The 20732-nt window shown below is 65.2% G+C and carries 24 protein-coding genes and 1 pseudogene; 3 read left to right on the plus strand and 22 right to left on the minus strand.

Translation table 11 applies throughout. The features are described from left to right. Nucleotides 1-41: 41 nt before the first annotated feature. Genes trbF through trbB form a run of 8 tightly spaced genes read right to left on the minus strand, consistent with a single transcriptional unit; the run spans nucleotide 42 to nucleotide 7409 of the window. Nucleotides 42-725: a conjugal transfer protein TrbF gene (gene trbF / locus P9273_RS09030; protein WP_278048589.1), complete on the minus strand. Its 684-nt coding sequence runs from the start codon at nucleotides 723-725 to the stop codon at nucleotides 42-44. Nucleotides 726-727: 2 nt separating this feature from the next. Continuing rightward, entirely contained in the window at nucleotides 728-2092 is a 1365-nt protein-coding gene (gene trbL / locus P9273_RS09035) for a P-type conjugative transfer protein TrbL (protein ID WP_278048590.1), read from the minus strand. 2 nt (nucleotides 2093-2094) lie between these two features. Next, the gene (trbK-alt, locus tag P9273_RS09040; RefSeq protein ID WP_278048591.1) at nucleotides 2095-2490 is read right to left on the minus strand and encodes a putative entry exclusion protein TrbK-alt; all 396 of its coding nucleotides are present in this window, start codon (nucleotides 2488-2490) and stop codon (nucleotides 2095-2097) included. 10 nt (nucleotides 2491-2500) lie between these two features. After that, on the minus strand, nucleotides 2501-3259 hold the full coding sequence (trbJ, locus tag P9273_RS09045) for a P-type conjugative transfer protein TrbJ (RefSeq protein ID WP_278048592.1): 759 nt from the start codon (nucleotides 3257-3259) through the stop codon (nucleotides 2501-2503). After that, complete coding sequence (gene trbE, locus P9273_RS09050; RefSeq protein WP_278048594.1) at nucleotides 3256-5754, minus strand: conjugal transfer protein TrbE; 2499 nt, start codon at nucleotides 5752-5754, stop codon at nucleotides 3256-3258. Before trbE ends, trbJ begins: the two co-directional genes overlap by 4 nt. Nucleotides 5755-5767: 13 nt before the next feature. Further along, nucleotides 5768-6064 carry a VirB3 family type IV secretion system protein gene (locus tag P9273_RS09055; protein WP_278048595.1) on the minus strand — a complete coding sequence of 99 codons (297 nt, stop codon included), beginning with the start codon at nucleotides 6062-6064 and terminating at the stop codon, nucleotides 5768-5770. Further along, entirely contained in the window at nucleotides 6064-6396 is a 333-nt protein-coding gene (locus P9273_RS09060) for a TrbC/VirB2 family protein (RefSeq protein WP_336619371.1), read from the minus strand. The genes P9273_RS09055 and P9273_RS09060 overlap by 1 nt, the downstream gene beginning before the upstream one ends. Then, nucleotides 6393-7409 carry a P-type conjugative transfer ATPase TrbB gene (gene trbB / locus P9273_RS09065; RefSeq protein ID WP_278048596.1) on the minus strand — a complete coding sequence of 339 codons (1017 nt, stop codon included), beginning with the start codon at nucleotides 7407-7409 and terminating at the stop codon, nucleotides 6393-6395. Before trbB ends, P9273_RS09060 begins: the two co-directional genes overlap by 4 nt. A gap of 369 nt (nucleotides 7410-7778) precedes the next feature. On the opposite strand from trbB, the gene P9273_RS09070 reads away from it, so the two are divergent. Together P9273_RS09070 and P9273_RS09075 are read left to right on the plus strand one after the other, a co-directional pair. Continuing rightward, nucleotides 7779-8366 (plus strand): helix-turn-helix domain-containing protein, encoded by a 588-nt coding sequence (locus P9273_RS09070; protein WP_278048597.1) that lies wholly within the window; start codon nucleotides 7779-7781, stop codon nucleotides 8364-8366. Next, nucleotides 8359-9591 carry a type II toxin-antitoxin system HipA family toxin gene (locus tag P9273_RS09075; protein ID WP_278048598.1) on the plus strand — a complete coding sequence of 411 codons (1233 nt, stop codon included), beginning with the start codon at nucleotides 8359-8361 and terminating at the stop codon, nucleotides 9589-9591. The genes P9273_RS09070 and P9273_RS09075 overlap by 8 nt, the downstream gene beginning before the upstream one ends. 51 nt (nucleotides 9592-9642) lie before the next feature. On the opposite strand, the gene P9273_RS09080 is transcribed toward P9273_RS09075, so the two are convergent. From P9273_RS09080 to P9273_RS09145, 14 genes and pseudogenes are all read right to left on the minus strand, one after another. Next, the gene (locus tag P9273_RS09080) at nucleotides 9643-10098 is read right to left on the minus strand and encodes a CopG family transcriptional regulator (protein WP_278048600.1); all 456 of its coding nucleotides are present in this window, start codon (nucleotides 10096-10098) and stop codon (nucleotides 9643-9645) included. Between the two features lie 5 nt (nucleotides 10099-10103). Further along, nucleotides 10104-12092 carry a conjugal transfer protein TraG gene (locus P9273_RS09085; RefSeq protein WP_278048602.1) on the minus strand — a complete coding sequence of 663 codons (1989 nt, stop codon included), beginning with the start codon at nucleotides 12090-12092 and terminating at the stop codon, nucleotides 10104-10106. A gap of 23 nt (nucleotides 12093-12115) precedes the next feature. Beyond that, entirely contained in the window at nucleotides 12116-13855 is a 1740-nt protein-coding gene (locus P9273_RS09090) for a relaxase/mobilization nuclease domain-containing protein (RefSeq protein ID WP_278048604.1), read from the minus strand. Between the two features lie 243 nt (nucleotides 13856-14098). After that, a complete protein-coding gene (locus P9273_RS09095; protein ID WP_442920201.1) occupies nucleotides 14099-14872 on the minus strand; it encodes a lytic transglycosylase domain-containing protein in 774 nt (257 codons plus the stop codon). 3 nt (nucleotides 14873-14875) lie between these two features. Next, nucleotides 14876-15211 (minus strand): DUF736 domain-containing protein, encoded by a 336-nt coding sequence (locus P9273_RS09100; protein ID WP_278048606.1) that lies wholly within the window; start codon nucleotides 15209-15211, stop codon nucleotides 14876-14878. A 67-nt stretch (nucleotides 15212-15278) separates the two neighbouring features. Next, nucleotides 15279-15824, minus strand: a complete 546-nt coding sequence (locus P9273_RS09105; protein ID WP_278048607.1) for a S26 family signal peptidase — start codon at nucleotides 15822-15824, stop codon at nucleotides 15279-15281. Beyond that, nucleotides 15821-16342 (minus strand): DUF2840 domain-containing protein, encoded by a 522-nt coding sequence (locus tag P9273_RS09110; RefSeq protein ID WP_278048608.1) that lies wholly within the window; start codon nucleotides 16340-16342, stop codon nucleotides 15821-15823. The genes P9273_RS09105 and P9273_RS09110 overlap by 4 nt, the downstream gene beginning before the upstream one ends. Before the next feature lie 118 nt (nucleotides 16343-16460). Next, complete coding sequence (locus P9273_RS09115; protein WP_278048609.1) at nucleotides 16461-16742, minus strand: helix-turn-helix transcriptional regulator; 282 nt, start codon at nucleotides 16740-16742, stop codon at nucleotides 16461-16463. Nucleotides 16743-16882: 140 nt separating this feature from the next. Further along, nucleotides 16883-17266 carry a DUF2285 domain-containing protein gene (locus P9273_RS09120; RefSeq protein ID WP_336619372.1) on the minus strand — a complete coding sequence of 128 codons (384 nt, stop codon included), beginning with the start codon at nucleotides 17264-17266 and terminating at the stop codon, nucleotides 16883-16885. A 172-nt stretch (nucleotides 17267-17438) separates the two neighbouring features. After that, nucleotides 17439-17648: a transcriptional regulator domain-containing protein gene (locus P9273_RS09125; RefSeq protein ID WP_278048612.1), complete on the minus strand. Its 210-nt coding sequence runs from the start codon at nucleotides 17646-17648 to the stop codon at nucleotides 17439-17441. A gap of 132 nt (nucleotides 17649-17780) precedes the next feature. After that, the gene (locus P9273_RS09130; RefSeq protein ID WP_095832284.1) at nucleotides 17781-18041 is read right to left on the minus strand and encodes a DNA -binding domain-containing protein; all 261 of its coding nucleotides are present in this window, start codon (nucleotides 18039-18041) and stop codon (nucleotides 17781-17783) included. A 182-nt stretch (nucleotides 18042-18223) separates the two neighbouring features. Next, complete coding sequence (locus P9273_RS09135; protein ID WP_095832283.1) at nucleotides 18224-18547, minus strand: DUF736 domain-containing protein; 324 nt, start codon at nucleotides 18545-18547, stop codon at nucleotides 18224-18226. A gap of 595 nt (nucleotides 18548-19142) precedes the next feature. Next, nucleotides 19143-19584 (minus strand): annotated as a pseudogene (locus tag P9273_RS09140) (hypothetical protein). Between the two features lie 138 nt (nucleotides 19585-19722). After that, on the minus strand, nucleotides 19723-19890 hold the full coding sequence (locus P9273_RS09145; RefSeq protein ID WP_164750569.1) for a hypothetical protein: 168 nt from the start codon (nucleotides 19888-19890) through the stop codon (nucleotides 19723-19725). 385 nt (nucleotides 19891-20275) lie between these two features. On the opposite strand from P9273_RS09145, the gene P9273_RS09150 reads away from it, so the two are divergent. Next, on the plus strand, nucleotides 20276-20704 hold the full coding sequence (locus P9273_RS09150) for an antibiotic biosynthesis monooxygenase family protein (protein ID WP_278048613.1): 429 nt from the start codon (nucleotides 20276-20278) through the stop codon (nucleotides 20702-20704). Nucleotides 20705-20732: the final 28 nt, after the last annotated feature.

Here is a 20732-nt window from a genome sequence, read left to right on the forward strand (position 1 = left end):
CGGCGGGCGCGCCGCGGGGCTGGATTTGCAGGTTGCGAGCGTCATTGGCCAAGCTCCTTCGACCAGTTGATGGCGTTGATGTAGATGCCGAGCGGGTTCTTCCGCAGCGTGTCGGCGTCGCGCGGAGGCTGGACGACGATGGTGACGATGGCGGACCAGCGCTCTGTGGAAGCGAGCGAGCCGTCCTGATAGCGGCGCTCTACCCAGGCGATGCGGAAGCTCGCCGGCGAGGCGCGAATGACCGACGATACCTCGACGGAGACCTGCTGCTTGACGATCCTGGTGAACGGGTCGTTGGCGCGCGCATAGTCGTTGAGAGCCAGCGCGCCGCCCTGCGTCGTGAAATCATAGGCGCGCAGCCAGTTCTGCCGGAGAATGACCGGATCGGCGGGGATAGACCTCACCTGTTCGATGAGACGGGCGAGGTAGAAAGCGATCTGCGGATCGCTCGGCTGATAATCGGCGGTCGCCGGCCCCACGGCCTGGGCCTGGCCCAGCCGATCGAGCTGTACCACCCAGGGCACGATCGAGCCGCTGGCCGATTGCCAGACGAGCGCGCCGGAGACACCCGCGGCCAGCGCCAGCGAGCCGAAGGCCATGTAGCGCCAGTTGCGGGCCTGCTGGCGGGCGGAACCGATGCGCTCGTCCCAGACCTGGGCGGCGCGCTGGTATGGCGTCTCCGGCCGGGGGGATTTTCCGTAGTGGGTGGACGGTCGTTTGAACATGCTCAGTCGCTTTCAGAAAGGTTGATCGAGGAGCCGCCGCCATGGCTGTCGCCACTGCGGACGGCGTGAGCAGCTGCCTGGACTCCATGCGTCATCTGTTGCGAGCGCTTCATGCGCTTTGCCCAGGCGGGCTGGCTTTCGGCCGTGCGGTACGCCACGCCAGCGGCGCCGCCGCTGCTTGCGGCATTCCCGCTAATCGTGCCCGCGCTGGACGATCCGCCGGTCATCTCGAAGGCGGCGCGAGTGCCGGTGCGATGGCTGTCCTTCATCCTGCCAGCAGCATGATTGGCCGCGCGCTTCAGGGGCGAGACGACGGCATCAGCGCCAGCGGCGGCGACGCCACCCAGTCCGGACGCAATGGCGGAGAAGCCGGACGCTCCAGCCGCGCCGAGCTGATAGGCCGCGGACGCTCCGCCCGCGGCCGCGGCGCCACCGCGAGCCGCCGCGCCAGCGGCGCCGGACAACGCCGCGCCGCCCGCCGCGGCGGCGCCGAATGCCGCCGTGCCTGCCGCGACCATCCCGCCGGCGGCCAGGCCTGCGCCGACTGCCGCGCCGGCGCCGAGCTGCGGGCCGCCGGAGACAAGACCGTTGGCAATGCCCGGGCCGAATATGCCGAGACCAAGCAGCGACAGCGCCGCGAGCACGATCGCCATGGCGTCGTCGATCGACGGCGTGTCGCCTTCGAACCCGGAGGTGAATTCGGAAAAAAGCGTCGAGCCGATGCCGATGACGACGGCGAGCACCAGAACCTTGATGCCGGACGAGATGACGTTGCCGAGCACGCGCTCGGCCATGAAGGCGGACTTGCCGAACAGACCGAACGGGATCAGCACGAAACCGGCAAGCGTCGTCAGCTTGAACTCGATCAGCGTGACGAAGAGCTGGACCGCGAGGATGAAGAAGGCGAGCAGCACCAGCGCCCAGGCGAAGAACATGCAGGCGATCTGGATGAAATTTTCGAAGAAGGACCAGTAACCCATCAGATTGGAGATCGAGTCCAGCAACGGCCGACCGGCATCGAGCCCGGTCTGCGCCACCTTGCCCGGGCGCATCAGATCGTCGACGGCAAAGCCGGTGCCCGATGCCTTCAGACCGAGCCCCGCGAAGCTTTCGAAGACGATGCGGGCGAGGTTGTTCCAGTTGGAGATGAGATAGGCGAAGACGCCGACGAACAGCGTCTTCTTGACGAGGCGCGCCAGGATGTCGTCGTCGGCGCCCCAGGACCAGAAAAGCGCCGCCAGCGTCACGTCGATGACGATCAGGGTTGTGGCGATGAAGCCCACCTCGCCGCCAAGCAGGCCGAAGCCGCCGTCGATGTAGCGCGTGAAGACTTCGAGAAAATGGTCGATGACGCCGGTGCCGCCCATTGTCAGGGAACCTTTGGCCCAGAGGGCGCGGCCTGCATTGGCGGGACGCCCGCACCCTCCCCTTCTTTCCGGTCCGGATCGGCCGATGCCGGTAGGTTCGAGAATAGCGTTTCCGGCTGAGCGGGAGCGGGCGTGATGGCCCCTTTCCGCTGACGCAGAAACCGGCGCCGGCTTTCAGCCCACGCGCTCAGACAGCCGGGATCGCGGGGGCCGGTTTCGCCAATCACCGAGCAGCGCAGCAATTCGGCCGCGAGCGGATCTCGTGGTGCGATGGCACGGTCGCGCAGCGCGAAGGGCTCGGATTGCTTGTCGGCGCTCCTCGCCGCAATCAAGGCCGCCGCAACAGCGGCTGCAACGAAGACCACCGCAGTGAGGCGGGCGAACATCCTGGTGTCCATCGCTCTGGCCTCAATTCCTGCCGTAAAACATCTGCGCATTGCCGGGTTGGTAGCCCGCGCCCTGCGTCAGGAAACGGCGGCGCTGCTCCCTGCCCTGGTCGGCGGCCGTGGCCTGCTCGGCCGCTTGCAAGGCCTGCGCCCGGCCGTTCGCGGCGACGACCGCGGTGAGATCGGCGAGTTGCTGCACCTGCAGCGCAAGGAGCTGGTTGCCAGCCTGCGTTGCCTGCAGCGCGCCCGTCGCGCCCTGACTCTGGTCGACCAGCGCCGACATCTCGGAGCGATTGGCGTCGATATTGCCGACCACTCCGGCCTGCACGCGCATGGCGTCCTGAAGGCCACCGACCGTATTTTGCCAGCGCGAGCGCGCGTCGGTGACGAGTTGCTGATCCGATGCCGATAGAGCGACCGCGCCGTATTTCTGCTGGAAGGCCTGATCGATCTGCTGGACGTCATAGGCAATGTTCTGCGCCTGGCCGAGCAATTGCCGGGTGCGCTGCACCGACTGCTGGAGCTGCTGCAGCGACGAGAACGGCAGGCTCGCGAGATTGCGGGCCTGATTGATCAGCATCTGCGCCTCGTTCTGAAGCGACGTGATCTGGTTGGTGATCTGCTGAAGCGAGCGCGCTGCCGTCAGGACGTTCTGCGAATAGTTGGAGGGATCGAAGACGATGAAGGCGTGCGCCGGAACCACCGGCATCGACGCGAGGCTGACGGGAGCGAGAGCCAGAGCGGCGGCGAACCGGATGGCAACGGAACAATGCAGATTCATGAGGACTTCTCCTTGTGACTAAAGACGGGGCTGGTGAGGGCCGTGCTGGTGAAGGCGGGGCCCGCGGCGGCGGAGCTGGCCAGGCCGGGGACGAGCTCGGCCGCCCAGCCGAGGCCGCGATGGCTGAGCCAGGCCGCGAGGAAGGCGTCGCGGCCGTGTTCGGCGATGATGCGAGCGATCGCGGCCTGGTCGGTCCTTGCGGATGTGGCGCAGAGCGCGAGGGCGACATCCGACAGTCCGAGCTCGAACAGCCGGTTGCCCCGGCGCGACTGACAGTAGTAATCGCGCTTGGGCATTGCCCGCGCGATGATCTCGATCTGCCGGTCGTTGAGGCCGAAGCGACGATATATCGCCGCGATCTGCGGCTCGATGGCACGCTCGTTCGGCAGAAGAATCCGGGTCAGGCAGCTCTCGATGATCGCCGGCGCGATCGCCGAGCCTTCGATGTCGCTGAGCGACTGCGTTGCGAAGACGACACTGGCGTTCTTCTTGCGCAGCGTCTTCAGCCATTCACGCAGCTGGCCGGCAAAGCCCTCGTCGTCCAGGGCAAGCCAGCCTTCGTCGATGAAGAGCAGTGCTGGCGCGCCGTCAAGGCGTTGCTCGATGCGGTGGAAGAGATAGGAAAGGACCGCCGGCGCGGCGCCTGTTCCGATCAGCCCTTCGGTCTCGTATGCCTGGACCGAGGCCGAGCCGAGCTGTTCGCGCTCGGCATCGAGCAAACGGCCGTAGGGACCACCGACACAGTACGGGCGAAGCGCCTGCTTGAGATCGTTCGATTGCAGCAGCACGGCCAGGCCCGTGATCGTGCGCTCGCCCACAGGCGCGGAGGCCAGCGAGGTGAGCGCCGTCCAGACGTGCTCCTTCACCTCAGGCGTGATCGCCACACCCTCGCGAGTGAGCAGCGCCACCATCCAGTCGGCTGCCCAGGCACGCTCTGGAACATCGTGGATGCGAGCGAAAGGCTGCAGGCTGACGCTGTCGGTCGCGCCGTCGCTGAGATCGCCGCCGAGATCGTGCCAGTCGCCCCCCATGGCGAGCGCCGCCGCGCGGATCGAGCCGCCGAAATCGAAGGCGAAGACTTGCGAGCTAGCGTAACGGCGGAACTGCAGGGCCATCAGCGCCAGGAGAACGGACTTGCCGGCGCCCGTCGGCCCGACGACCAGCGTGTGGCCGACGTCGCCCACGTGAAGGGAAAACCGGAACGGGGTCGAGCCTTCGGTCTTGCCGAACAGCAGGGGAGGCGCTGCCAGATGCTCGTCCCGTTCCGGCCCCGCCCACAACGCGGACAGCGGGATGATGTGGGCGAGATTGAGGGTGGAGATGGGTGGTTGACGGACATTCGCGTAAACGTGACCCGGCAGGCTGCCGAGCCAGGCGTCGACGGCGTTGATGGTTTCGATGATCGCGGTGAAGTCCCGCCCCTGGATGACCTTCTCAACCAGGCGCAGTTTTTCATCGGCGGCGGCCGGATCCTCATCCCACACGCTCACCGTCGCGGTGACGTAGGCCATGCCTGCATAATCCGCGCCGAGCTCCTGCAGCGCCAGATCGGCGTCGGCGGCCTTGTTGGCGGCGTCGGTGTCGACAAGGACGGATGCCTCGTTGGTCATCACCTCCTTCAGGATCGCGGCGATGGACTTGCGCTTGGCGAACCACTGACGCCGAATTTTGGTGAGCAGCCTGGTCGCATCCGTCTTGTCGAGCAGGATTGCGCGAGTCGACCAACGGTATGGGAAAGCCAGCCGGTTGAGCTCGTCGAGCAAACCCGGCTTCGTCGCGGTCGGGAACCCGGTGACCGTCAGAACACGCAGATGCGATGCACCGAGCCGCGGCTCCAGGCCGCCGGTGAGCGGTTGATCGGCAAGTACCGCGTCGAGATACATGGGCGTCTCTGGAACGCGCACACGATGGCGATTGGTCGAGACGCAGCCATGCAGATAGGTCAGCGTCTCGGCGTCATCGAGCCAGCGGCATTCCGGCATGAAGGCTTCGACAAGGCGAAGAACGCGATCGCTGCGGTCCGCGAAACCGGTCAGCGCCTCATGGGCATCAAGTCCCTTTTTCTGGCGCCCTTCGTAGAGCCAGCTCTCCGCACGTGCCGCGTCCTCGGGAGGCGCAAGATAGGTGAAAGTCAGGAAGTAGCTCGATTCGAAATGCGCGCCGATCTCCTCAAAGCCCGCCTTGCGCTCGGCGTCGACCAGCGCGGAGGCCGCGTCCGGAAAATGGCTATCGGGATAGCGGGTCGACGGATGACGTTGCGCCTCGGCGAAGATCGCCCAGCCGGAGCCGAGGCGGCGCAAGGCATTGTTGATCCGGCCGGCCACCGCGACGAGTTCCGCGGGGACGGCGCTGTCGAGATCGGGACCGCGAAAACGCGCGGTCCGCTGGAAGCTGCCGTCCTTGTTGAGGACGATGCCTTCTCCGACCAGCGCCGCCCAAGGCAGGAAGTCGGCAAGCCGGCGGTTTCGATTTTGATATTCCGCAAGATTCATCATCAGGAGCGACCCTTCAGACCGTGAGATGCGCCGGGATGCGCAGATGCCGGCGCACGACATCGACGAAGAGCGGGTCGCGCCTGGCAGCCCATGCGGCGGCGAGATGGCCGATCGCCCAGATCGCGATGCCGGCAAGCCAGAGACGCAGCCCTAACCCGACGGCGCCGGCGAGCGTCCCATTCATGATGGCAATGGCGCGCGGCGCGCCGCCGAGGAGGATAGGCTCGGTCAGGGCGCGATGAACAGGAACCGCGTATCCCGGTACTGCATCCTCAGGGATCGACGCGTTTAGCTGGACAATGTTCGCCATCAGACAAGCGCTCCGCCGGCAAACGAGAAGAAAGACAGGAAGAAGCTCGAGGCCGCGAAGGCGATCGAGAGGCCGAACACGATCTGGATGAGCCGGCGGAATCCGCCCGAGGTATCGCCGAAGGCGAGTGTGAGGCCGGTGACGATGATGATGATCACCGCCATGATCTTGGCGACCGGCCCCTCGACCGACTGCAATATCTGTTGCAGCGGCTGTTCCCACGGCATTGAGGACCCGGAGGCAAAAGCGGGAGCGGCCGTCCCCAGCGAAAGCGTTGCGACCGATGTGGTCATTAAGAGACGATGGCTTGCGAGGCGCAGGCGTTGGATCACGGACGTACTCCTTCTGGGTCTTGGATGAGGGCGGTTTGCGTGCCGGTGTCCTCGATGACGGCCGGGCCGACGCGGTAGTCACCGTCCGAGCCAAGGCCGTCGATCCGGGCGAGTTCAGTCAGGCGCCGCGCCGAGCCACGGCCGGAAAGAACGGCAACGAGGTCGATCGTCTCGGCGATCAGCGCGCGGGGTACGGTGACGACCGCTTCCTGGATGAGCTGTTCCATGCGCCGCAGCGCGCCAAGGGCGCTTCCGGCGTGGATCGTGCCGAGGCCCCCCGGGTGCCCCGTGCCCCAGGCCTTGAGCAGTTCGAGCGCCTCGGCGCCGCGCACCTCGCCGACCGGAATGCGGTCGGGGCGCAAGCGCAGCGAGGAGCGGACGAGATCGGAGAGCGAAGCGACGCCGTCCTTCGTGCGCATCGCCACGAGATTGCGCGCGGCGCATTGCAGCTCGCGCGTATCCTCGATGATGACGATGCGATCATCGGTCCTGGCCACTTCGGCCAGCAGCGCGTTGACCAGCGTGGTCTTGCCGGTGGACGTGCCGCCGGCGACCAGGATGTTGGCGCGGGCCGCGACGCTCCGGCGCAGGATGTCCGCCTGGCGCGCCGACACGATCCCGGCCGCCACATAATCGTCCAATGTGAAGATGGCGACGGCGGGCTTGCGGATCGCGAAGGCCGGCGCCGCGACCACCGGCGGAAGCAGCCCCTCGAACCGCTCGCCTGTCTCGGGAAGCTCGGCGGATACGCGCGGAGCATAAGCGTGCACCTCGGCGCCTACGTGGTGCGCAACCAGGCGGATTATACGTTCGCCGTCCGCCGCCGACAGCCGCTCGCCGCTGTCGGCGAGGCCCTCGGACAGGCGATCGATCCAAACCCGCCCATCCGGGTTCAGCATCACCTCGACGATGCCCGCGTCGTCGAGATAGCGCGCGATCGCAGGTCCGAGCGCTGTTCGCAGCATGCGCGCGCCGCGCGCAAGTCCTTCCGAATTGTGATGCGAAGCTGTCATCCGGTCCCCGTTCGATCCGGGGGTATGGATTGGCCCCGGGACGGGGATGATTAAGAGGACCCGATCTCGGCCGGATTCAACAGCTATGTCGAGGCGTAGTAGCGTGGCGTGCAATGACAGGAGATCGGCGGTGCCGTCCGCGGCGCGGGCTGTTGAGGTCCCTGCAGATCGGCTGGAAGGAGTAAGCGAATGCGATTCTCGCGGTCCCTTGCAGCGGTTCGGGCCCTACCCTGCCGGACGGATTCTGATATAGCCTTACATATCAAACTAGGACGTCGATATTTGTTTATGGATCAAGTCTTGCAGAACCTGCCCATTGTGATATATTTTCACATATCATCCTTGCGAACGGATATGTAGAGACATATCATGGCTTATTCGACCGAAAGTATCTTTCATACCTTGCGAAGCGCCCGCAACCAAAGCGGGTTGAGCCAGCGCGACCTCAGCGCTCGCGTCGGCGTTCCGCAAAGCCACATCTCGAAAATCGAAAGCGGGGGAACCGATCTCAGGCTCTCGAGCCTGGTCGAACTGGCGCGCGCGCTCGATCACGAACTGGTCCTGGTGCCGCGCAAGGCGCTGGCCGCGGTCGAGGCCATTGTCAGCAACGCCCACGCGACACAGGGCGGCGAGGACCCCCGGCGCTCCGCGGCGTTCAATCGGGCCCAGGCGGCCCTTGCAAAACTGCGCCGCGACCACGCCAACGCTTTCGACTTCACGCGGCTTGATCCGATATTGGGCGAGCTTGCGAGCCTCAGGCTGAGCAATGCCGATCTCGACACGCTGCGCGCCGTCACCGACAGGCTGATGAAGCTGCCTGCGGGCCCTGGCGCGCTTCCGGCCATCGAGCGGGCATCGAAGGCGCTCACGTCACTGCGCGATCGAATTGCCCATGCGACGCCCGAAGCGCCGCGCCCCGCCTACACGCTCGACGACGACGAGGACGAGGATGCCTGAGGTCTCGGTGCTCGATGTCCGCCTTTACGGCGAGAAGATCGCAACGCTGACGCTCATCCCGGGCGAGCGCACGCTGTTTGCCTTCGAGAAGTCCTATGTCGAGAATCCCGAACGGCCGACGTTCAGCCTGTCGTTTGAAGATCAATACGGGCAGCTCCTGACCGATTTCAGGCCGGTCAGCGTCAGGGTGCCGCCCTTCTTCGCCAATCTTTTGCCGGAAGGGCCGCTGCGCACCTACCTTGCCGAACGGGCGGGCGTGAGCGACCGGCGCGAGTTCTTCCTGCTGTGGGTTCTGGGTCGCGATTTGCCCGGCGCGCTGACGATTGCCCCGGCGGACGGAGAGGCATGGCCCGACCTGAAGGACGAGCGCGGCGAAGACGCTGGCCCCGGGCGTCGTGCCAACAGTCTGCGCTTTTCTCTCGCGGGCGTGCAGCTGAAATTCTCGGCAGTGAAGAATCCCGGAAAGGGTGGCGGGCTGACGATCCCCGCGGATGGGATCGGCGGATCGTGGATCGTCAAACTTCCTTCCCAGCTCTATGACGGCGTGCCCGAGAACGAATTCTCGATGATGAGCATTGCAGCCAGGATCGGCATGGACGTGCCTGACCTCCAGCTCCTCGACGTCGCCATGATCGACGGCCTCCCCGAGGGGATGCGGACTTTGAAGGGACAGGCGCTGGCCGTCCGGCGTTTCGACCGCGGCGACGAGGGCCCGGTGCACATCGAGGATTTTGCCCAGGTGTTCGGCGTCTGGCCGGAGGACAAATACAAGCGCGCCAGCGCGCGCAATATCGCCACCGTGCTCGGCGTCGAAGCCGGCGATGAGGGCGTGCGCGAATTCATCCGCAGGCTCGTCTTCAACACGCTGATCGGCAACGCCGACATGCACCTCAAGAATTGGTCGGTCATCTATCGCGACCGGCGCACGGCGACGCTTGCCCCGGCCTATGATTTCGTGTCCACGATCGCCTATATCGATGACGAGTTCGCCGCCATCAAATATGCCCGCACCAAGCGCATGCGCGACTTTTCGCTGGACGAGCTCCGCTATCTGGCCGCGAAGGCGCATCTGCCTGAGAAGCCGGTCGTCGATACGGCGCGCGAAACCGTGACCCGCTTTCGCGACGACTGGCCGGACGCGAAAAAGACGCTTCCCATCGCGCCCCACGTCGCCAGCGCAATCGAAGCTCACCTCAAAAGCCTAGCGCTTGTCTCGGAGGCCTGACAGGCGGGTTGCAGCGACGATCCGCGAACCTGCCTCGGCCGCAGTCTCCAACTATCGCCCGGGCACGCCGGACTGATTTAGGTCCGGACCGGTCTCGACGTCCTCACTGATCTCTTGCCGCAGCTTCGGTCCCTTCGCCAGACGACGGCCGAGCGCGCTGAGGAAGGCGTCGTAGCGTTCGGCAGCCTTGGCGCGTGCGGCCTGCGCGGCGGGTTCCGGCAAGGCAGGCGTCGTCGCGAGCCAGAAGCGTACGAACACGGCCAGCGTCTCGACCGCGATTCCCACATCGCGCTCCTGACGGGCAAGACGACGATCGACTTGATCAAGACGCTTGGCGATCGCCGCCTCGCGACGCTCGTCGGCGTCCGGCGACAGAAACGAAGCGATCGCAGCCTCGGCGATCATGGACTGGGATTGATCGCGGCGCGCCGCATAGTCGGCGAGCATCGCCATGATCGCCTGATCGAGATAGACGGAAATCTGGGCCTTCTTCTTGCGGTTGGTCATCGCGGCTATAACTCCATGCCATCGTCCGGGTCGAGCGATACCTGCCGCGCCACGCCCTGCAGCAGGCGCGCCAGGCGTCGATTGCGGACCGCGTCATCGTCGTCGGCATCGTCGGCAGCGTTGATCTCGAACTCGTTCTCGATCGGGATCGTGTGTTCCACCGGCCGCACACGATTGAGCTCGGGTTGCAGGCGCCGCTCGGAGTCGGTCGGATCGTCGTCGTCCTGGCGAGGCGCGCCTGAACCCGCGGCGGCCGCATGGCGAACCGGGGTCGGCAGGTGGCTCCAGTCGTCGCGGCCGGCCTGTCCGGATGTGGTGAGTTCGGGTGGCGGCAGGACGCGATCGCGAAAGCGGACATCCTCGTAGTAGCGCGCTTTCTTCGCCCTGATCGGCGGTGTCCCCGCAACCATCACGATCGCGTCGGTCGGCGGGAGCTGCATGATCTCGCCCGGGGTCAGCAGCTGGCGGGCCGTTTCCTGTCGCGACACCATGAGGTGCCCGAGCCAGGGCGAGAGCCGGTGCCCGGCATAGTTCTTCATCGCCCGCATCTCGGTCGCGGTGCCCAGCGCATCGGACACGCGTTTGGCGGTCCTTTCGTCGTTGGTGGCGAAGCTGACGCGAACATGACAATTGTCCAGGATCGAATTGTTCGGCCCGTAAGCTTTCTCGATCTGGTTCAGCGACTGGGCGATGAGAAAGCTTTTCAGCCCGTAACCCGCCATGAAGGCGAGCGCGCTCTCGAAGAAGTCGAGACGGCCGAGCGCCGGAAATTCATCGAGCATGAGCAGCAACCGATGGCGGTGCCTTTTTCTGCGCAGATCCTCTGTAAGACGCCGGCCGATCTGGTTGAGGATGAGACGGATGAGCGGCTTGGTCCTGTTGATGTCGGATGGAGGTACGACGAGGTAGAGCGTCGCCGGGGTCTTGCCATCGACAATATCCGCGATCCGCCAATCGCATCGCCGGGTGACCTCGGCGACGACGGGATCGCGGTAAAGACCGAGGAAGGACATCGCCGTCGAGAGCACGCCCGATCGTTCGTTGTCAGATTTGTTGAGCAACTCTCGCGCCGCGCTAGCTATGACAGGATGTGGACCGGCGTCTCCCAGATGGGCGGTTGTCATCATGGCGGCCAGCGTCGACTCGATCGGTCGTCTCGGATCGGAGAGAAAGGCGGCGACGCCCGCCAGCGTCTTGTCCTTCTCGGCATAAAGCACATGCAGGATCGCGCCGACCAAAAGCGCGTGGCTGGTCTTTTCCCAGTGGTTCCGCTTCTCGAGGCTTCCTTCCGGATCGACCAGGATGTCGGCAATGTTTTGCACGTCGCGGACCTCCCATTCGCCGCGCCGGACCTCGAGCAAAGGATTGTAGGCCGACGATTTCGAATTGGTCGGATCGAAAAGCAGGACCCGCCCGTGCAGGGCGCGGAAGCCCGCGGTCAGTTGCCAGTTTTCGCCCTTGATGTCGTGGACGATCGCCGAGTCGGGCCAAGTCAGCAGCGAAGGCACCACCAGGCCGACGCCCTTCCCGGACCGGGTCGGGGCGAAGCACAGCACATGCTCGGGGCCATCATGACGCAGGTAATGGCGATCATAGCGCCCGAGCACCACGCCGTCGGCACCGAGCAGGCCGGCAGCCTTCACCTGGGTCTTCTCGCCCCAACGCGCGGAACCGTAGGTGTAGACGTTCTTGATTTCGCGTGCCCGCCAAACCGACATGCCGATCGCAACGACGATGGAAAGGAAGCCGCCCGACACGGCGATCAGCCCGCCCTCCACGAAGATCGACGGGGCATAGGCGTCGTAGAAATACCACCACCAGAACAGCGCCGGCGGATAGTAGACAGGCAGTCCGGCGAGCTCGAACCAGTGCGGCCCGAGCTGCGGCTGAAAGCCAAGTCGCCATGCTGTCCATTGTGTCGCCGTCCAGGTCGTCAACACCACGATCAGGAAGACCGTGAGGATCTGACCCCAGAGGATTTTCGTGGCGGACATGGCAGGATCCCTTCTTTCGGCCGCTAGAGGCCAAGCCCGCGCTTGCGGGCAAAGCTCCAATCGACGCCGCCGTCGCCGCGAGCGACGCCGCTGACATGCTGGCCGAGATGGTTTTCGAGCGCTGGCGTCCAGGGAACGAGCTGGAAGCCGAGCCCGTCGTCGATCATGGCGAAACGGCCGGAAGCGAGAGACAGGCGCTGGCGATATCTGCCAGCGACATGCTCGCCGCTGGCGGCACGGTTGAAGGCCCGTCCGCTGTCGTCCGCGAGCTTCTCGCCGATCACCCCCAGCTCGCGACGGCGCAGTGTATCGAGCAGGCTGCTGGTGAATGTGACGCGGTTGCCTTGCCGCTCTGCGAACCCTTGACCCAGAAGATGTCGCGCTCGGCGATCCAAGGCGTCACGAACATCGGCGCCGAAGCCCGATTCGGCCAGTTCCGCGGGCTTGCGGGCGATGGCTTGGCGATCGAGCCAGGTCGCACCAGGCGCCGCGACTTGCTCATCCACAGTGAGATCGGAGCGAACCGCGAGCGCAACGCGACGTCGGCCACGCGCATCGTCGAATTTGCGCAGCTCGACGATTGATCCGAGCGCGCTGTCGCCGGTTGCTTCAAGGCTGGGAAGCCTGATGTGGTGGGTGCGCCCATCCACGCCGTCGACAACGGCATAGGCCGTGCCACCCAACTCATCGTCGAGCCCGCGATCGAGGAGCCGACCGACGATGGGTTCATCGAGATTTTCGGAAGCCAGAACATAACTGCTCGAGCCACGCTCGATGCCTTGCTCGGTCAACGCGCGATGCATGCGCTTGATGATGTCGCCGCGCTCGCCGAGCTCCCGCAGTATGGCTTCGGCCTTGTCCTCGATGACCCATTGGCCCGGACCGACCTGACTGGCGAGACCGAGAACCTCAAGCTTGCGCAGGCGACCGATCTTCAGCGCGTGATATTCATCGGGCTGCGTATGAGACCACGGAGCCAGGTCGACGATACCGTTCCTGTGGCCGTCGCGAAGCAATTGGCGATCGAGTTGCGTCCAGCGCTCAGACTGGACCTGGCTTTCGAGCGACCGCCGAATGTCCAGGTCGGTGCGCGGCCCCAGCTCCTGGGTGATCAGGTCGCGAGCCCGGTCGCGCATTCCTTCCTTGATGTAGTCGCGCGAGATGACCAGATCGTCTCCATCCTCGCGTACGCCGCGAACGATGAGGTGCACATGAGGATGCTGCGTGTTCCAGTGATCGACGGCTACCCAGTCGAGCCGTGTGCCGAGGTCCTGTTCCATCTGCAGGGTCAGGTCGCGGGTGAAAGATCTCAGATCCGCCATTTGGAGGGCATCGTCTGGCGAGACGATGAACCGGAAATGGTGCCGGTCTTCCGCCGCGCGCTCCGCGAAAGCCGCGGCATCGGCCTCTTCCCTGCCCGGCCCGAACAACCTCGCCTTCTCGCCGTCGCGGGTCACCCCCTCTCGACGTAAATAACTGAGATGGGTCACAAGCGGAGTGCCGCGCGCGGAATGACGCACGACTCGCGCTTTGACGACGGCGCCGCGCGATCGCGAGCTGATCAGGCGATTGGCCTGGATGCTGGCCCGTTTACCCTCACCAAAGCGCGAGCGGCTGCTGGAAAACACGTGTCCCGAGCGCGAGATGCCACCGCCGGCTTTTTTGGCCGCGGCCAGCGCCTGGGCGATGAAGGGCCGCGCCTGCTGCGCGCGGACCGAGCGGATACGGCCCGGTCGAATGCGAAACTCGCGCTCATCGGCCATGGCATTGACCTGAAATGTGGAAAAGACCGCGCAAGATCAGAGACCTAGGCTCCCTTCCCACATTGTGCCGGAGGGCGGCAATGTGTGTAGCGGGCCTGAAAACCGGACAAACGCTACCCCTCAACCGAGGCGCAATGTGCGCCCTTTTATCCTGCCATCTTCCGGTTGATCTGGGTGCCTCCCGCCCTCCCGCACACCATCGTACGCTGGAGCCCGCGATTGCGCGAAAAAGATGGCGCGTGCTCATGGCTTGATCCCCTCGCCCGCTCGCGCCACGAAGAGGCCGGGCGAGGGCGGCACAATGCCGGAGACATCGCGCACGATTGTTGCAGAGACGGTGCTATTCAGCGGCCCGCCGGCCGTCGCGAAGCCGACCGGCGGCGCGCGATCCGGCCGGCGCACAAACAGCGCGGCAGCCTTCCAGGGAATTGCCGTGACGGAGGCGAAGGCGAAAGGGCGAGCGGTCGCCAGACCTCGCGCGAGCGGAGCAAGCGATGCGACATAGGCTCGAGTCTCGGCCGGCAGCGGACGTCCAGCGAGGTAGGCTTCGTAGCGTGCGGGCCCCGCGTTGTACGCGGCCAGAAACCCTGGCGAGCCGAAGCGATCATGCAACTCGCGCAGATACGCGGTGCCAGCCAAGATGTTGTCGCGAGGATCGAAGGGGTCGGCACCGAGCGACCAGCGGGCACGCAGATCGTCCCATGTGGCAGGCATGATCTGCATTAGGCCGCGGGCGCCTGCGCTGGAGACGGCGCGCGCGTCGCCCGCGCTCTCCTGGCGCATGACGGCGCGGATCAGCGCGGCCGGAACGCCGAAGCGATGCGAGGCTTCGCTGATGTGCGCGGCAAACGGGTCGCGTTGGGACGGTTGCGCGATGGCCGGGTCCTGCGCCACTGCCACCGCCGGCAAGGCGGTCGCGACGGACAGACCGCAAAGCAGGGAGAAAGCCATGCGCCGGGCAGCGCGAAGCGGCCCGGGCGCATTATGACGGCGCGTCGGCGGTCGGCGAGCGCGCATCGTTCAATCCTTCTCGCCGCGCTCGCGCGGGCGCGACCAGTGCAGCGACCACGACGTCTTGTCTTCACCATTGCAAAAGAGGCTCGCGCGTATCGGCTGCGCCAGGATGGGATCGTCGAGTTGGATCGAGATGAAGTCGCCAGCCTTTTCGCTGGAGCGTTTCCAGCCGGCGCCGATCTCGGGGCCGTCCTCATTGCCGGCATGGACACGGTAGTCCGGCGCATTCTCCGTATCGCTTGCCTCTGCCGGCACGATAGCGACGTCGAGGTTGAGGCTGAGCGTATGGATGCGCCCGCAATATCCGGTCTTGTGGCGTGTGAACTCTCCGATCTGCAGCATGTCAAGCTCCTGTTGTCGTGACGGTGCGGTGATGAGGTCGGCGACAGAGACGTCGCCGGTCGCGCGCTCACCGCATTGGCGCGCGCCATTCGCAGTCGGCGCCGCCATTCCCGCAGGTCCACAGCGGGAGAGCGCGGCCGATGATCCGGTCGGCTGGGATCAGGCCGAAGTACCGGCCGTCGAGGCTGTCGCGCGCCCGCCGGTTCATAAGAAAGATTTCACCGGACGCGAGGCGTCGGCAGCCCTGCCAGATTGGTAAGGTCCGGCCAGCCCGGTCGCGCTGCAGCGCCATTCCAGCGGCAGCGCCATCGACGGTTATGATGAGACCCCAGCGGCAGACACTTTGCCCGGAGGCCGCAACGATGTGCTTCAAAAGCGGCACGCCCTTCGGCAGATAGCCGCGACCAGCGAGGAAAGCGGCGAGCGGCTCCGGCGCGTTCACGGCGACCAGATCGCCGACCGCGGGTGGCTCGTTGATGTCGATCAGGTAGAGGCCGAGCGGCGCACTGGCCGACGCGTTCCAGATCAATCTGACCGGCATCGGAACGAAGGCGGGACAGCCAACCGCCAGGCTTGCGGCAGCACCGGCCAGGATAATGGCGGCGCGCGTCACAGCCCTACCCTCCTGCGCAGCAAGGCTGCGCGATGCTGGTCGAGCGTATAGCTGCGCGGCGCCTGCCCGGCGGTTATGCGGTTGTGGATGTTGCGCCAATGATCCGGCGATACCGACTCGGGTTCTATTCCGAGGCGCTCGATTGTGTCGATCGCCTGCAGAACGCGCTCAACCCTGGGCCAGCTCTCGACCTTCAGCAGGAGCTCGCCACCTGGTCGCACAAAGGGAAGCGTCTGGTAGGCTTCGCCAGGCGACATCGCCTGCACGATATCGATGCGCGAGGTGACTGTTCCGAAGTCGTTTGCGGCCCAGCGCACAAAGGCGAAGATCGCGCCCGGCCGGTAGGACAGGATGCGCCGTCGACGATCGACGATCTGCTCGTGGGTATGCGTTCCGAACCGTATCCAGTTCTCCTGCCTCTTTTCCATCCAAATGAGTTGGACATGGACGAGATTGTCAGAGTGCTGGGGCGCGCCTGCGAAGGCAGAACTTAGGCGCGGAACGGCGATGGCCGTCATGAAGATGCTCCTGGTTTTGTGAGGGTTGCGCGCTCTGTCTCGCGCTGCATGGCGGCGATGGCAATGTTACGCTGGATCGGCACCGTAGCTGCCCGGCCGCGCCGTCATCCGCATGCTGTTAGCGTGAATAGCGTCCGTCATGCGAAGCCGGCGCGGGGGTATGTCGCTTGGCCGGCAGGACCGACCCGCGAGGATCCGACGTCGAGGTGACGGCGCCGCGCTCGGCCCAGGCTTGCAGATCGTCGACCGCGTAGACGACACGGCCGCCGAGCTTTTTGTAAGCAGGACCTGTCCCGTAGGTGCGATGCTTTTCGAGCGTACGGGCGGACAGGCTGAGGAAATCAGCAGCTTCCTTGGTGCGCAGAAAGCGCGGCGGCAAAGCGGTGACATCGGATCGCATTGGATCGCAGCTCCGTGGGGTTTCGAGCGGCCGCTGACGACCAGCGGCGGACGGTGACCACGGTGGCGGAGGATGGGCTGCGGAAGGGATGGGACAGTTGCGGGGTGCCAAAAATCCCACCCCATGGCTGAACCGGAGGGCTACGCCCGGCGTCGATGGCGCAATATCTGGAGATAGCCGCCGGCGATCAGGGACGTGGCGCCCTCGACCAGGCCGATCACCGCGTCGCGAAGAGCGGAGGTTTTCCAGGGATCGGCGGCGATGCGGGTAAGCCCGTAGAGAGCGATTGCGATGTCGCGATAGCTGGCGCCGTTTGAACGGCCGTCGGCGGCCCGCATCATGAGGCGAAATCGGCGTCGCTGCTGCGGGGTCATTCGCGTGTCAGGCGGTGCCGGGCGACCCTGCCAGGAACGCCAGAAGCGGGTAAGCGCCTCGATCCGGCCCAAGGTCTGCGCGTCCAGCGGAACCAACGCCGCCAGCTGACCGTGCGTGTCGCTGCCAGGCAGGAGAAGAAGCTGGGTCACCGCACCGGCTTTGTGAATTGTGTGGCGTCCTTCCGGACTATCGTGTTCCTCACCCAGAGCCGTCAACGGCGCAAGCGCTGCCGATGAAAGGACATCCGGCACGCGGACAAGAGGAACTACCGCTGGATCGACGTCAGGCGACCAGAGGACCTCTTGCGCCAATGCGGATAAGTCAGGCCTGGCCGGGAAATCGCAGCCCCCATATCCGCTGCTCCTCGGGCGGCATTGGCGCTTTTTGCGAGCTTGTTCTCAGGAGCGCCCGATAGTGCCGTTGATAGGGCTCGTGACGCCGCAGGCACTCCCAGGCGAGCCCTTCGATTGGTAAAACATCGAAATAGTCGTAGCTGTCATGGTCTCGCCAATGCGACGTATCCGGCCTCATCTGAAGAGCTCCTCGCAATAAAGCGCAGCCCCCGTCTCAAACATTTCGACTCGCGGCGAGTGACGGAAGCCCATCACTGGGCATCAGGTGATGCCGTTTCGGCATCATCTGCGAGCGGTAGCCACGGTGGCGCTACCTGCCGGTTTTGCGAAGGAGATGGCGGTAGCCGGCGCGTGCCATCCAGCGCGCTCGCGCCAGATGGCTGTCATGAATGCGCCGGGCGCGCTGCGGCTCTTTCGTCAAATCAATGCCGAAGAGTATTTCCACCACCTCGCGCCAGTCCGCGCCGTCATCGGCGGCGTCCAGCAGGCGCGCATAGAGCTTGATGTGTTCGCGATCATACTCGGTAAGTTCATCGGCCGTCGGCGCGGCCTCGTCAAACGGCTCAATCATCGCTGGCCCTCGCATCAACAGAGTGAAAGGTTGCATTTTACAGAAACGACTTTCCGAGGGAGGCCCGCTCGATAGCATCAGGCGATGCGATCCCGGCATCGCCTTTCCTCGTGCGGAAGCAACTCAGCCAGTTGTTCGCGGGAGAAGGCCCCGGCGCTCCGGCCGGGGGCCTTCTTGGGCTCTTAGTCGCGCCGCGCACTCGGCCGCGACCAAATGAGCGAGAAGCCTTCTCCCTCTTCGTCGTCGAAGAGGTTGGCGTAGATCGGGGCATTGAAACTCGGATCGTCGAGCTTGAGGCCCAAATAGTCGCGACCTTCGCCTGAGCGCTTCGTCCAGGCGGCGCCGATCTCGGCGCGGCCGACCAGGACCCGGTGGCTGGGAGCGTTCTCGCCCGTGGCGCGCTGGTCGGGGACGATGCGCACGTTCTTGGCCTGGACGCTAAGGGTGACGATCTCGCCGGTGAACTCGTTCGAGCCGGTCTTCTTGAAAGAGCCGATGGTAGCCATTGTATGTCTCCGTTTTGGTGTTTCCGAGCCCGCACCATTGCGGCCTCGATGGCGATCGGCAGGCCGGAGGCGATCGACGGCGCACCCCGAAGGGGCCCGACAGCCAAGGAGGGCTTTCTTGTCTCGCGAGGATGGCGGCGCCTCGGGGTCCCCACGCGGCCTGTCGCGTGGGGTGGGGTCCGGCAGGGGAAGAAAGTTTGACGCGGCTGTTGCGTCACAGGCGATCGAGGCGCAGCCGGCCTTCGGCCAGATCAGGCCATTGAAGAGGCCGTTTGGAGCGGTCGCGTCACGGCCAGATAACGGATAGGATGGCGCCCGTCCGACATCGGCAATGCGCCGGCGTAGTCTCGCCGGCTTCGTCTTCTCCCCCCAGGCCGATGCTGCTGCATGCTCGCCTCCCAGCGTCACCACAGCGATCGCCATGCCGGATATCCGGTGCCCCGCCGATACGAGGCTCTGCTCCTGCAGCGCTCCAGCGAAGACCGCTTTTCCGGGCAGCGTCGATCCGCGCCGCACACGCCCATCGCAATACACGAGACGACGTGGGGCGACCACGCCATTGCTGCCCTGGTCGTGCTGACGGCGATGGCGAAGATCAGGGCTGCGCAAGATGCCGGCGGGACGGGGCCGGTGCCGCCGCAAATCCAGCGGCCCGTGCGGAGGCGGTGATGCAGACTGCGACCGCGCCGATGACGGAGAACATGATCTGCCACGCGTCGGACAGCATGAGATGCTTCACGATGCTGTGGGTCGCATGGAAGCCGGCGATCGCCGCCGACGCGCGAAGGCTGTCGCCACGATCAGCTTCAGCCACATGAGCCAACGAGGCTGATGAGCAGCTGCCCGGCCGCGAGCGTTATGGCTGCCGCGACCGCGCCGACAAGAATGGCACCGGAAATGCCGTCGCCCGTGCCATACGCCCACGCGCCCGCGGTCACGCCGACAAACGCAGGCAGCGCAAAAACCGCCAGCGTGAACAGCAGCCCGCAAAGCAGACCGATCGCTGCCACAGATGCAAGTATTGCCAGGATGATCATGGTGGTGGCATTGGTAAGGACAAAGTCTGACGGTCGCGTCTTCCACCACCACGGCGCGTCCGAAGCATAGCGCAGGACCGGCGGCGCCGTTAGCGGAAATCTGTGTCGATTTCAGCGCGGCCGGCCGGCTCGCCCCGGTCAGGGGGCGAAAGGATCGATCTCATGGACAATGGCAGCGATGTCGCCGTCATACTCGCTGGCGGGGATGACCGACAGCGTGCCGTCGCCGGCCCTAAAGATGATGACGGCGGCCATTAGCGTGGTGGCGAGGCTGAAGGCGAAAGCGTGGGCGTCGTTGAGGGACATCGATCCGGCTCCTATTTCGAGCGGAGGACCATCCCCCGCTGACAGGCGCCCGATGTGTCGGACTGAGCGCTGCAATCACCGCGCAGGCGCAGCCGCAGCGGCGGCATGCACGCATAGCCGACCCTTTACGGGTTGATGGCGCCAGGCGATCAGTCGGACCAAGGGATCAGCGCAGATAAGCGGGGGGTGGTGCTCAGCGACAGGCGCCGGCAATCCGAAGGCTTCTCAACCTTGCCGTCTCGGCGTTCACCCGAAGGCAGGTTCGCCAATTAAAGGATCGATCTTTTGTGACACCGCCGGGCCTGATAGGCTCGTCCCGTCGAAAAGGACCAAGAGCGGCATCGGTAAGCCCGCTTCCTTCCGCGAGAAGGCTCCGTATCGCCCGATGGGCGAACCCGCGACAAGCAACTGGCGCATCCGTGCCGGCGGCTTGGCGCGTTATGTCGAAACTCGCGTGCCTCGCGTCGAACGGCTGCGCTCCTCAGAGAAAGGAAGCAGCATGCCTATCATTCGTGCCAATGCCCGCGTCATCACGCAGATCAACGTGTTCACCGTCCCACAAGGCGGACAGCAAGCTCTCATCGATCATCTATCGGACGCCGCACGATTTGTGCGCGATACTCCCGGTTGGGTGTCAGCGAGCCTCCATCGAAGCCTCGATGGCACAAAGGTCGTCAACTATGCCCAAGCGGAAGGACATGAGGCCGCGCGCAGGATCATCGATCGGCTCCGGCAGGGTGGATTTCTAGACCACAAGGGCCTCGGTGAAGCGAGCCCCGGCTTGTATGAGGTGGCATACACGCTGGAACGGTGACGGACGAACGGGCGGCCTCATGTCCTTC

This window comes from Mesorhizobium sp. WSM4935, from assembly GCF_029625735.1.
Taxonomy (GTDB): Bacteria; Pseudomonadota; Alphaproteobacteria; order Rhizobiales; family Rhizobiaceae; genus Mesorhizobium.